The 12,597-nt window shown below is 52.3% G+C and carries 10 protein-coding genes and 1 pseudogene; 7 read left to right on the top strand and 4 right to left on the bottom strand.

Annotation, left to right across the window (positions count from 1 at the left end; all coding sequences use genetic code 11):
* Positions 1–6: 6 nt before the first annotated feature.
* Positions 7–534: an inorganic diphosphatase gene (gene ppa / locus EHN13_RS01790; RefSeq protein WP_048212857.1), complete on the bottom strand. Its 528-nt coding sequence runs from the start codon at positions 532–534 to the stop codon at positions 7–9.
* A 309-nt stretch (positions 535–843) separates the two neighbouring features.
* Here ppa and ytfQ point away from each other — a divergent pair, with 309 nt between their 5' ends.
* The 5 genes and pseudogenes from ytfQ to EHN13_RS01765 all read left to right on the top strand — a co-directional run bounded on the left by ytfQ (position 844) and on the right by EHN13_RS01765 (position 6,662).
* Positions 844–1,800: a galactofuranose ABC transporter substrate-binding protein YtfQ gene (gene ytfQ / locus EHN13_RS01785; protein WP_048212856.1), complete on the top strand. Its 957-nt coding sequence runs from the start codon at positions 844–846 to the stop codon at positions 1,798–1,800.
* Between the two features lie 121 nt (positions 1,801–1,921).
* Positions 1,922–3,424: a galactofuranose ABC transporter, ATP-binding protein YtfR gene (gene ytfR / locus EHN13_RS01780; protein ID WP_016149467.1), complete on the top strand. Its 1,503-nt coding sequence runs from the start codon at positions 1,922–1,924 to the stop codon at positions 3,422–3,424.
* A gap of 13 nt (positions 3,425–3,437) precedes the next feature.
* Positions 3,438–4,460, top strand: coding sequence for a galactofuranose ABC transporter, ATP-binding protein YtfT (gene ytfT / locus EHN13_RS01775; protein WP_061068792.1), 1,023 nt, complete (start codon positions 3,438–3,440; stop codon positions 4,458–4,460).
* Positions 4,447–5,448, top strand: coding sequence for a galactofuranose ABC transporter, permease protein YjfF (gene yjfF / locus EHN13_RS01770; RefSeq protein ID WP_124020783.1), 1,002 nt, complete (start codon positions 4,447–4,449; stop codon positions 5,446–5,448). The genes ytfT and yjfF overlap by 14 nt, the downstream gene beginning before the upstream one ends.
* 103 nt (positions 5,449–5,551) lie before the next feature.
* Positions 5,552–6,662 (top strand): annotated as a pseudogene (locus EHN13_RS01765) (methyl-accepting chemotaxis protein).
* A 110-nt stretch (positions 6,663–6,772) separates the two neighbouring features.
* Here EHN13_RS01765 and fbp read toward each other — a convergent pair.
* Positions 6,773–7,771, bottom strand: coding sequence for a class 1 fructose-bisphosphatase (gene fbp, locus EHN13_RS01760; protein ID WP_048212854.1), 999 nt, complete (start codon positions 7,769–7,771; stop codon positions 6,773–6,775).
* A gap of 175 nt (positions 7,772–7,946) precedes the next feature.
* Between fbp and mpl the strand changes: the two genes are divergently transcribed.
* Positions 7,947–9,332 carry a UDP-N-acetylmuramate:L-alanyl-gamma-D-glutamyl-meso-diaminopimelate ligase gene (gene mpl / locus EHN13_RS01755; protein WP_101742931.1) on the top strand — a complete coding sequence of 462 codons (1,386 nt, stop codon included), beginning with the start codon at positions 7,947–7,949 and terminating at the stop codon, positions 9,330–9,332.
* 591 nt (positions 9,333–9,923) lie between these two features.
* Here the strand turns inward: mpl and EHN13_RS01750 are convergent.
* Positions 9,924–10,367: a DUF2628 domain-containing protein gene (locus tag EHN13_RS01750; RefSeq protein WP_115601085.1), complete on the bottom strand. Its 444-nt coding sequence runs from the start codon at positions 10,365–10,367 to the stop codon at positions 9,924–9,926.
* A 198-nt stretch (positions 10,368–10,565) separates the two neighbouring features.
* Positions 10,566–11,117 (bottom strand): ribosome biogenesis factor YjgA, encoded by a 552-nt coding sequence (gene yjgA, locus EHN13_RS01745; protein WP_008786039.1) that lies wholly within the window; start codon positions 11,115–11,117, stop codon positions 10,566–10,568.
* A gap of 95 nt (positions 11,118–11,212) precedes the next feature.
* On the opposite strand from yjgA, the gene pmbA reads away from it, so the two are divergent.
* The gene (pmbA, locus tag EHN13_RS01740) at positions 11,213–12,565 is read left to right on the top strand and encodes a metalloprotease PmbA (protein WP_124020782.1); all 1,353 of its coding nucleotides are present in this window, start codon (positions 11,213–11,215) and stop codon (positions 12,563–12,565) included.
* The last annotated feature ends 32 nt before the right edge of the window (positions 12,566–12,597 follow it).

Here is a 12,597-nt window from a genome sequence, read left to right as displayed (position 1 = left end):
GCGAACTTACTTCTTCGCGCGCTCGAAGGAAGCAACGATTTCAGCTTTAGCGGCTTCAGCGTTGTCCCAACCGTCAACTTTTACCCATTTGCCTGCTTCGAGGTCTTTGTAGTGCTCGAAGAAGTGGGTGATCTGCGCTTTCAGCAGGTCCGGCAGGTCGGTCACATCTTTAATGTGATCGTATTCTTTGCTCAGTTTGGTGTGCGGTACCGCAACCAGTTTTGCATCTTCGCCGGATTCGTCGGTCATTTTCAGTACGCCAACCGGACGGCAGCGGATCACTGAACCTGGCTCCAGCGGATACGGAGTCGGGACCAGAACGTCTACCGGATCACCATCCAGAGACAGGGTGTGGTTGATGTAACCGTAGTTGCACGGATAGAACATCGCGGTGGACATGAAGCGGTCAACGAACAGGGCGCCGCTCTCTTTGTCAACTTCGTATTTGATCGGATCTGCGTTTGCAGGGATCTCGATAACAACGTAGATATCTTCCGGCAGATCTTTACCGGCAGGGACGTTGAGTAAGCTCATGTCTGTTTCCTTTAAATAAGCTATGGCAAACAAGTGGCGGGTATTATAGCCAACTCGCGCCGAATGTCTCCGCTTGTTTTCGATTTCGCGGCGCACATTTTCTTCTTTTCCCTTCTCTTTTGTGACAGAAAAATCCATATCTTCAGCCGCATTTTTCATAGTGATATGAAAGCGATTACAAAGTTGTGATTAACGTTTTATTTACTTTTTTGAAGTGTGATGTAACGCAATTCGTTACATGCTCAATTGTCTATAGTTTTTTCGCGACTGTTTATTAACCAACAATAATCCCCCTACGAGGACGCACTTATGTGGAAGCGCTTACTTTTAGTCACAGCAGTTTCGACAGCCATGTCGTCTATGGCATTGGCAGCCCCTTTAACCGTAGGATTTTCGCAGGTTGGCTCTGAATCCGGCTGGCGCGCGGCGGAAACCAATGTGGCGAAAAGCGAGGCCGAAAAGCGAGGTATTACGCTGAAAATCGCTGACGGCCAGCAAAAACAGGAAAACCAGATTAAAGCCGTACGCTCATTTGTTGCGCAGGGCGTGGATGCCATCTTCATTGCGCCGGTCGTGGCAACGGGTTGGGAGCCGGTGTTAAAAGAAGCGAAAGATGCCAACATTCCGGTCTTTTTGCTCGATCGTTCCATCGATGTAAAAGACAAATCTCTCTATATGACCACCGTTACCGCCAATAACGTGCTGGAAGGTAAATTAATCGGCGACTGGCTGATTAAAGAGGTGAACGGCAAACCGTGTAACGTCGTTGAGCTGCAAGGGACCGTCGGGGCCAGCGTGGCGATTGACCGTAAAAAAGGTTTTGCCGAAGCCATCGCCAGCGCGCCAAACATCAAAATTATTCGCTCTCAGTCCGGGGACTTCACCCGCAGCAAAGGCAAAGAAGTGATGGAGAGCTTTATCAAAGCTGAAAACAACGGCAAGAACATCTGCATGGTTTACGCTCACAACGATGACATGGTGATCGGGGCTATCCAGGCGATCAAAGAAGCGGGTCTGAAGCCGGGCAAAGATATTCTGACCGGTTCAATCGACGGCGTACCGGATATCTATAAAGCGATGATTGATGGCGAAGCCAACGCCAGCGTCGAACTGACGCCAAATATGGCAGGGCCGGCATTCGATGCGCTGGAGAAATTCAAGAAAGACGGCACGATGCCTGAGAAGCTGACCATTACCAAATCTATCCTCTATCTGCCGGATACGGCGAAAGAAGAGTTAGAGAAGAAGAAAAACATGGGCTACTAGTTTTGCTGTCGGTCTTCCGTAGGCCGGATAAGGCGTTACGCCGCCATCCGGCATTTATTGCCTGATGGCGCTGCGCTTATCAGGCCTACGAAACGCCGTGATTTCGTTCCGGAGGAATACCATGACCACCGACCAACATCAGGAGATCCTCCGCACCGAAGGATTAAGTAAATTTTTTCCCGGCGTCAAAGCACTGGATAACGTGGATTTCAGTCTGCGTCGGGGCGAGATTATGGCGCTGCTGGGGGAAAACGGAGCCGGCAAATCGACGCTCATCAAAGCGCTGACCGGCGTTTACCATGCAGATCGCGGCACTATCTGGCTCGAAGGCCAACCGATCTCCCCCAAAAATACCGCCCATGCCCAGCAACTGGGGATTGGCACCGTGTACCAGGAAGTGAACCTGCTGCCCAATATGTCGGTTGCCGATAACTTATTTATTGGTCGTGAGCCGCGGCGTTTTGGCCTGCTTCAGCGCAAGCAGATGGAAAAACGCGCCACGGAGCTGATGGCGTCATACGGTTTTTCCCTCGACGTCCGCGAGCCGCTGAACCGCTTTTCCGTGGCGATGCAGCAGATAGTTGCCATCTGTCGGGCAATAGATCTCTCCGCGAAAGTGCTGATCCTCGACGAACCCACCGCCAGCCTCGATACCCAGGAAGTTGAAATGCTGTTCGGCCTGATGCGTCATCTGCGCGATCGCGGCGTCAGCCTGATCTTCGTCACCCATTTTCTCGATCAGGTTTATCAGGTCAGCGATCGCATCACCGTCCTGCGTAACGGCGGCTTCGTTGGCTGTCGCGAAACCCGCGAATTGCCACAGATCGAACTGGTCAAAATGATGCTGGGTCGCGAACTGGATACCCATGCGCTACAGCGTGCGGGACGCACATTGCTTAGCGATAAGCCGGTGGCGGCCTTTAGCGACTTTGGCAAAAAAGGCACCATCGCGCCGTTTGATCTACAGGTGCGTCCCGGTGAGATCGTCGGTCTCGCAGGACTGCTGGGATCCGGGCGAACGGAAACGGCCGAGGTGATCTTCGGCATTAAACCCGCCGACAGCGGCAGTGCGCTGATCAAAGGCAAACCGCAGACCTTGCGATCGCCGCATCAGGCTTCGTGTCTGGGGATCGGCTTCTGTCCGGAGGATCGCAAAACGGATGGCATTATTGCCGCCGCTTCGGTACGGGAAAATATCATTCTGGCCCTGCAGGCGCAGCGTGGCTGGCTGCGGCCTATCCCACGGAAAGAACAAAACGAGATTGCCGAGCGTTTTATCCGCCAGCTCGGAATTCGTACCCCCAACGCTGAACAGCCGATCGAGTTTCTCTCCGGCGGTAATCAGCAAAAAGTTTTGCTCTCGCGCTGGTTGCTGACCAAACCGCAGTTCCTGATCCTCGATGAACCCACGCGCGGGATCGACGTCGGCGCGCATGCCGAGATCATCCGCCTGATCGAAACGCTGTGCGCGGATGGTCTGGCGCTGCTGGTGATTTCATCCGAACTGGAAGAGTTAGTGGGTTATGCCGATCGGGTCATTATTATGCGCGATCGCAAACAGGTAGCCGAGATCCCACTGGCTGAACTGTCCGTACCGGCGATCATGAATGCCATTGCGGCCTAAGGAGACTATGGTGATGCCTCAATCTCTCCCTCAATCCAACACCGCGAAACGACGGTTCCGTTGGCCAAAAGGTATGCCGCAACTGGTGGCGCTACTGCTGGTGCTGCTGGTCGACAGCCTGGTGGCCCCGCACTTCTACCAGGTGATTTTGCAGGATGGTCGCCTGTTCGGCAGCCCGATTGATATTCTCAACCGTGCCGCTCCCGTGGCGCTGCTGGCTATTGGTATGACGCTGGTGATTGCCACTGGCGGCATCGATCTTTCCGTTGGCGCGGTGATGGCTATTGCAGGGGCGACCACCGCGGCGATGACGGTGGCCGGGCACAGTTTGCCGGTGGTGCTGCTTGCCGCCTTAGGCTCCGGCATTCTGGCCGGGTTGTGGAACGGGATTCTGGTGGCAATCCTCAAGATCCAGCCGTTTGTTGCGACACTTATCCTGATGGTGGCCGGGCGTGGAGTGGCGCAGCTTATCACTTCCGGGCAGATCGTCACTTTCAACTCGCCCGAGCTGTCGTGGTTTGGCAGCGGCTCGCTGTTACTGTTTCCCACGCCGGTGATTATCGCGCTGCTGACGCTGGTCGCCTTTTGGCTGCTAACGCGTAAAACGGCGCTGGGCATGTTCATTGAAGCGGTGGGCATTAACATTCGTGCGGCGAAAAACGCCGGGGTGAATACCCGCATCATTGTGATGCTCACTTATGTGCTGAGCGGCCTGTGTGCGGCTATCGCCGGTATTATCGTCACGGCGGATATTCGTGGGGCAGATGCCAATAACGCCGGATTATGGCTGGAGCTGGATGCCATCCTGGCGGTGGTTATTGGCGGTGGCTCGCTGATGGGCGGGCGCTTTAACCTGCTGCTATCGGTAATTGGCGCGTTGATCATTCAGGGGATGAACACCGGGATTTTGCTGTCGGGCTTCCAGCCGGAACTGAATCAGGTGGTCAAAGCCATCGTGGTGTTGTGCGTGCTGGTCGTGCAGTCACAACGCTTTATCAGCCTGATAAAAGGAGTGCGCGGTCATGATAAAACGTAATTTACCGCTGATGATCACCCTCGGCGTGTTTGTGCTGGGCTACCTTTACTGCCTGACGCAATTCCCGGCTTTTGCTTCCACCCGGGTGATTTGCAATATCCTGACCGATAACGCTTTTTTAGGGATTATTGCCGTGGGCATGACTTTCGTCATTCTCTCCGGGGGGATTGATCTTTCCGTCGGGTCGGTGATTGCCTTTACGGGGGTATTTTTAGCAAAGGCGATTGGTTACTGGGGGATTTCGCCACTGCTGGCGTTTCCTTTGATTCTGGCAATGGGCTGCGCGTTTGGCGCGTTTATGGGGCTACTGATTGATGCGCTGAAGATCCCGGCATTCATTGTTACACTGGCGGGAATGTTCTTCCTGCGCGGCGTCAGCTATCTGGTCTCTGAAGAGTCGATCCCAATTAACCATCCGATCTATGACACGCTCTCAAGCCTGGCATGGAAAATTCCTGGCGGCGGTCGCCTGAGCGCGATGGGGTTGTTAATGCTGGGCGTGGTGGTGATTGGCATCTTCCTTGCGCATCGTACGCGCTTTGGTAATCAGGTTTACGCCATTGGCGGCAACGCCACCTCTGCTAACCTGATGGGCATTTCTACTCGCAGCACAACGATCCGCATTTATATGCTGTCTACCGGGCTTGCTACGCTGGCCGGCATTGTGTTTTCCATTTACACCCAGGCGGGTTATGCGCTGGCGGGCGTTGGCGTTGAGCTGGATGCGATTGCCTCAGTGGTGATTGGCGGAACGCTGCTAAGCGGCGGCGTGGGAACGGTGTTGGGTACGCTATTTGGCGTGGCGATCCAAGGGCTGATCCAGACCTACATTAATTTTGATGGCACATTAAGTTCCTGGTGGACGAAGATCGCGATTGGCATTTTATTGTTTATTTTTATAGCGTTACAACGTGGTCTCACGGTGCTTTGGGAAAATCGTCAGAGCTCGCCGGTAACCCGAGTGGGTACGGCGGCAACACCAAAGTAACATCATGATTTTGCACAAAACATTTAAATACCTAAACTTTTTCCGGTTGTAGTCGATAGGTTCTGTACAGGTCTGTTTTAACCCTACAACCGGAAATATAACGATGCCAAAATCCCTTTCAATTCGATCAAGTTTGTTGGTGTTATTGTCTCTGCTGACGTTTCTTCTGTTGCTGACCGGCGGCATGGGGCTTTATGCCGCTACCCGCGTTATTAACTCTTTGGTTTATCATGGTATTATGAGTGCTGCCATGTTGGCTGCCATTGTGTTGCTGGCGGTCATTTGGTTTATGCTGCGAAATAAGTTTCTCAAGCCGCTGGATAGCATAGTGGAGCAACTGGAACGCCTGGCGACGGGGGATTTGTCGCCTGTTACCACGCTGTCGGCCAGCGCTGAATTCAACCGCCTTAACGCTGCGATGGATGAAATGCGCCATGCGTTGGGTGATTCTGTGCAGCGTGTGCGTGAAGCCAGCTCGCAAATTGATGTTGGCAGCCGTGAATTGAGCGCAGGTAACCAGCATTTGGCACAACGTACAGAATCCACCGCCACGTCGCTGGAACAGACCGCCGCCAGTATGGAAGAACTCACCGCGACCGTGAAACAGAATGCGCAGAACGCGGAGCAGGCGCATCAGCTGGCAAAATCGGTATCGGATACCGCCGATAGGGGCAGTGAGATGGTGTGTTATGTAATTGAAAAAATGCGCGATATTTCCGGTAGCTCCAGCCGAATTGCCGATATCCTCAGTGTGATTGACGGTATTGCTTTCCAGACCAATATCCTTGCGCTTAACGCCTCCGTTGAAGCGGCGCGCGGGTGAGCAAGGCCGTGGTTTTGCGGTTGTTGCAGGTGAAGTACGTAATCTGGCCAGCCGCAGCGCCGAGGCGGCAAAAGAGATCCGTACATTGATCAGCGATTCCCATACGCATGTGGGTGAGGGAAGTGAACTGGCGCAGCAGGCGGGTGAAACCATGGATGAGATTGCGACCGAGGTCATGCGTATGACCAAACTGATGCGTGAAATTGCCAGTGCGTCCCAGGAACAGAGTCGCGGCATTGAGCAGGTGAATATTGCGGTGATTCAGATGGATGAAACGGCGCAGCAAAATGCGGCGCTGGTACAGCAGTCTTCAGCGGCTACCCGCTCGCTGGAAGAGCAGTCTTCAGCGCTAATCGAAGCCATGGCCGTATTTAAGCTACAGACAGCCTAACCGAACGTAGGCCTGATAAGGCGAAGCCGCCATCCGGCAATATCACAGCATTGTGCCGGATGGTACTTCGCTTATCCGGCCTGCAACGTGCTGTAGGCCGGATGTTGCGCTTATGCGTCCGGGAACTCGCGGATAAAGCGCTCTACATCGTCAACCATATGGTCGTTACCCACGAAGAAGGAGCGGCGTTGGTGCAGGCTTTCCGGGATGATATCCAGAATACGATTTTTACCGTCGCTCGCCTTGCCGCCGGCTTGCTCAGCCAGCAGGGCCATTGGGTTGCATTCGTACAGCAGACGCAGTTTCCCTTGCGGGTGGCTGGCGGTGCTTGGGTACAGATAGATCCCGCCTTTCAGCAGATTGCGATGGAAATCGGCAACCAGAGAGCCAATGTAGCGCGAAGTGTACGGGCGCTGGGTTGACTTATCTTCTTCCTGACAGAATTTAATGTATTTCTTCACGCCATTCGGGAATTTAATGTAGTTGCCTTCGTTAATGGAGTACGTGCTACCTTTCGCCGGGAAGCGCATACGTTCCTGGCTGAGGCAGAATACGCCCAGAGAAGGATCGTAGGTGAAGGCGTGCACGCCACAGCCGGTGGTGTACACCAGCATGGTGGAAGAACCATAAACCACGTAGCCCGCAGCAACTTGCTTGTTACCCGGCTGCAGGAAATCCTCTTCCGTGACCGGCGTGCCGACGGGGGTTACGCGGCGATAAATAGAGAAAATCGTACCGACAGAGACGTTAACATCGATGTTGGATGAGCCATCCAGCGGATCCATTAGCACAACGTATTTTGCGTGTTCACAGCCTTCAAAGACGACAATTTCATCTTCTTCTTCTGAGGCAATTCCCGCCACGATGTCGCGTGCCTTCAGTGCAGCTTTCAGTTTTTCGTTTGCGAACAGATCGAGTTTTTGTTGCACCTCTCCCTGCACGTTCTCTGCACCGCTGGCACCCAGGATATCGACCAGACCGGCCTTATTGATATCGCGGTGGATGATCTTGGCGCCCAGCTTTATTGCCGACAACAAAGCAGTGAGTTCACCGGTAGCATGAGAAAACTCGTGCTGCTTTTCGACAATAAATTCACCTAACGTTTTCATAACACTTTCCCTGCAATTTATGTGGAGTAAAGCGACCGCAACAATATTAACAAATATTTCAGCTATCGCGCTCAGGTGAATCGCGCCAGCAAACTACGGAATATCCTGAAATGCGTTTCTCAGTTGCCAGACATGTGCGTAAAATGGCCCCCAGATTAAAAAAGGATAGTGACGTATGCGCATTCATATTTTGGGAATTTGTGGCACTTTCATGGGCGGTCTGGCGATGCTGGCACGCTCGCTCGGTCATGAAGTAACCGGTTCGGACGCCAATGTGTATCCGCCGATGAGCACCTTACTTGAGAAGCAAGGCATTGATCTGATTCAGGGTTACGATGCCAGCCAGCTCGATCCACAGCCGGACCTGGTGATCATCGGTAATGCGATGACCCGTGGTAACCCCTGCGTGGAAGCGGTGCTGGAGAAGAACATTCCATACATGTCTGGCCCGCAATGGCTGCATGACTTTGTATTGTGCGACCGCTGGGTACTGGCGGTTGCGGGTACGCACGGCAAAACCACCACCGCCGGAATGGCGACCTGGATCCTCGAAGTCTGCGGCTATAAACCGGGCTTCGTGATCGGCGGCGTGCCGGGTAACTTTGAGGTTTCCGCGCGTCTGGGCGAAAGTGACTTCTTCGTGATTGAAGCGGATGAGTACGACTGCGCGTTCTTCGATAAGCGTTCTAAATTCGTGCATTACTGTCCGCGTACCCTGATCCTCAATAACCTTGAGTTCGATCACGCAGATATCTTTGACGATCTGAAAGCGATCCAGAAACAGTTCCACCATCTGGTGCGTATCGTGCCGGGCCAGGGACGCATCATCTACCCGGAAAACGACATCAATCTGAAACAGACGATGGCGATGGGCTGCTGGAGCGAACAGGAGCTGGTGGGCGAGCAGGGTCACTGGCAGGCGAAAAAGCTCACTACCGATGCTTCCGAGTGGGAAGTGTGGCTGGACGGTGAAAAAGTGGGTGAAGTTAAGTGGGGTCTGGTCGGCGAACACAACATGCACAATGGCCTGATGGCGATTGCGGCAGCCCGTCACGTGGGCGTCGTGCCTGCGGATGCAGCCAATGCGCTAGGCTCGTTCATTAACGCCCGTCGTCGTCTTGAACTGCGTGGTGAAGCGCACGGCGTGACGGTGTATGACGATTTTGCCCATCATCCAACCGCGATTCTGGCAACGCTTGCGGCGCTGCGCGGGAAAGTTGGCGGTACGGCACGCATTATTGCGGTGCTGGAGCCTCGCTCTAACACCATGAAAATGGGACTGTGCAAAGATGATCTGGCGCCGTCGTTAGGCCGTGCGGACGAAGTGTTCCTGCTGCAACCCCCGCATATTCCGTGGCAGGTAGCAGAAGTCGCTGAAGCCTGCGTTCAGCCGGCGCACTGGAGTGGCGATGTGGATGCCCTGGCAGATATGGTGGTGAAAACCGCGCAGCCAGGCGATCACATTCTGGTGATGAGTAACGGCGGATTTGGTGGTATTCATCAAAAACTGCTGGATGGTCTGGCGAAGAAAGCTCAGGCGGAAGCGCAAGAGCAAGAGTAAAAAAATGCCCGGTGGCGCTACGCTTACCGGGCCTACAACGAATTCACGGATTGTAGGCCGGATAAGGTGTTTGCACCGCCATCCGGCAAGCTCATTTCGCTAAACTTTGTTTCTCTAAATAAAAAGAAAGTTAATGTCGTCAGATTTCTTTTTCCTGTTCTGATAGGTTATTGCAATAAATATAATTTTGCTGCATATTGAAAATGTTATTTTAATATTCAACACAAGGATCGGTGTTCCTTAATATGACAGCGAGCATAGCCTCTTCATGTGATGGCAACAGAGAAATGGTAACGGTTTCTCTATGGGTAAGTTTCATTGGGTTAATTCTTGCAATTTGCTTTTTCTTGTATCTCATAACCGCAGGTATTGATGATGGTGATTGTATAGCGATATTTTTCGTCATGGCTGGAATACTCTTTTTTGTTATTGGTTTTTCGATGAGTATTGCCGGAATGATATCGTCGAATTATCGTTTAAAGGCGTTTTGTGCTTTCATTATCACCTGCTTATCAGCTGCAATATACGTATCTACTACATTATTATTTGCTTTTTAATAATAGCAGGGAGCCAAATATGCTCCCTGTGAGATTAATACTGACGTGATGGCAGGTTTGACAACGCTTCTGCGCTTTTTCGGGTTAACCCCTGGAACGGGTTCCAACTGTCAACACCTTTCACTGTGCGCAGGTAGTAGGCGGTATTGACTAAATGAGCGCATACAATGGCGTATCCAATATTTATGACTTTGGAAAAGGCATTCATATCAATATCTGCCGCAGTTTCTATTGCGATCAGTACGGCCTGTATGGCCGCTACGCCCAAAAATAATACCAGTCCCTTTTTCCATAAGCCCAGGATGCAGAAGTAGACAAAGCCGAAGAAAAAAGCATATAAGTTGGCTCCTATACTTATCCTCTGTCCAAACTTCATTGTTCTATAAATTTTTGTATAAGATGGTGTTCCTGGCAATCCATGCGTGCTCAGAAAGTCAAAACGCTCTCGCCATTTTGCATTAATTGATTCTTTCTCCATTTTATAATCCTTGTGAATATGAATATTATCCGAAGCGCTTCCGTTCAGAATTCAGATTCAATCACTTTCAGGTGCTGACTGCAACAATATTTGAGTACTATAAAAATAGCTGGAAGGAATAATATTAAATATTATATTTATAATATAAATGTCTTATAAGGGTAATTTATTACCCTTATAAGAGTCATAGCCGACGAATTACGCTTCGTTTTCCGCCAGTTCACGCAGATACTGGAAGATCTGGCGGGAAGATTTTGGCGGCTTGTTGCCCGCTTTTTCTTTCCTGGCGTTACGCACCAGCGAACGCAGTTGCTGACGGTCGGCGTCAGGCCACAGGTTCATCACTTCTTCGATGGCTTCATCGCTACCGTCAACCATACGGTCACGCAGTTGCTCCAGCTTATGGAAGACAACGACCTGTTGGTTGTGACGGTTTTTCAGCTTGTCCAGCGCCTGACGGATAGGATCAACATCGCGCTGGCGCAACATTTTGCCAATCAGCTGCAGCTGGCGGCGGCGACCTTCCATCTTAATACGCTGGGCCAGCTCAATCGCGGCACGTAAATCCGCATCGAGCGGGATTTTATCCAGCGCGTTTTTCCCCAGTTTTACCAGTTCCACACCCAGGTGTTTTAACTCCTCGGCGTCACGTTTTATTTCACTTTTACTGACCCAGATAATTTCATCGTCTTCGTCTTCGATGTCATCACCGGGAACGTCGTCGAGCCAGTCTTCGGGCTGCTTAGTCATGTCAGGCTCCTTAAAAAAAGAGGCTAATGTTACCAGTTAAGATGCGCACTGAAAAACGGTTCTCTGTTAGACTTCAGAGAAACTCTCTCTACATTATGGCATTTGCGATGAAAGTAATCTCACAAGTTGAAGCGCAGCGTAAGATTCTGGAAGAAGCGGTCTCGACGGCACTGGAATTAGCGTCAGGTAAGTCGGATGGCGCGGAAGTCGCTGTAAGCAAGACCACGGGTATTAGCGTCAGCACCCGTTATGGTGAAGTGGAGAACGTCGAATTCAATAGCGATGGTGCACTGGGGATTACGGTTTACCACCAGAACCGTAAGGGCAGCGCATCGTCCACCGATTTAAGCCCGCAGGCAATTGCACGCACCGTGCAGGCTGCGCTGGACATTGCACGTTACACTTCGCCGGATCCGTGCGCAGGCGTGGCAGATAAAGAACTGCTGGCCTTTGAGGCGCCCGATCTGGACCTGTTCCACCCGGCGGAAGTTTCCCCTGATGAAGCCATCGAACTGGCTGCTCGTGCTGAACAGGCGGCGCTGCAGGCTGATAAGCGTATCACCAATACCGAAGGCGGCAGCTTTAACAGCCACTATGGCATCAAAGTGTTTGGTAACAGCCACGGCATGCTGCAGGGCTACTGCTCCACGCGTCATTCCCTTTCCAGCTGTGTGATCGCGGAAGAAAATGGCGATATGGAACGCGATTACGCCTACACCATTGGCCGGGCGATGGGCGATCTGCAAACGCCGGAGTGGGTAGGGGCTGACTGTGCTCGCCGCACCTTATCTCGTTTGTCGCCGCGTAAGCTGTCCACCATGAAAGCACCGGTGATTTTCGCCAACGAAGTGGCGACCGGACTGTTCGGACACCTGGTCGGCGCGATCGCCGGTGGTTCGGTATACCGTAAATCCACCTTCCTGCTGGATTCGCTGGGCAAACAAATTCTGCCGGAATGGCTGACTATTGAAGAGCATCCGCACCTGCTGAAAGGGCTGGCGTCGTCGCCATTCGACAGTGAAGGGGTACGGACTGAACGCCGTGACATCATTAAAGATGGCGTGCTGACTCAGTGGCTGCTGACCAACTACTCTGCGCGTAAGCTGGGGCTGAAGAGCACCGGGCATGCGGGCGGGATCCACAACTGGCGAATTCCGGGACAGGGTCTAAGCTTCGAGCAGTTGCTCAATGAGATGGGCACAGGCCTTGTGGTTACCGAGCTGATGGGCCAGGGCGTAAGCGGCATTACCGGCGATTACTCGCGCGGCGCGGCGGGTTTCTGGGTCGAAAACGGCGAAATTCAGTATCCGGTGAGTGAAATTACCATCGCCGGGAACTTAAAAGAGATGTGGCGCAATATTGTGACCGTGGGGAACGATATTGAAACGCGCAGTAATATCCAATGTGGTTCGGTATTGTTACCGGAGATGAAAATCGCCGGGCAGTGATACTCGTTAAGGCGTTAATTTTTAATAATAAA

Origin of the sequence: Citrobacter youngae, assembly GCF_003818115.1 — a bacterium.
Lineage (GTDB): Bacteria > Pseudomonadota > Gammaproteobacteria > Enterobacterales > Enterobacteriaceae > Citrobacter > Citrobacter youngae.
Note: the sequence above shows the minus strand (reverse complement) of the source record. Positions and strands in the feature narration are given on the sequence as shown.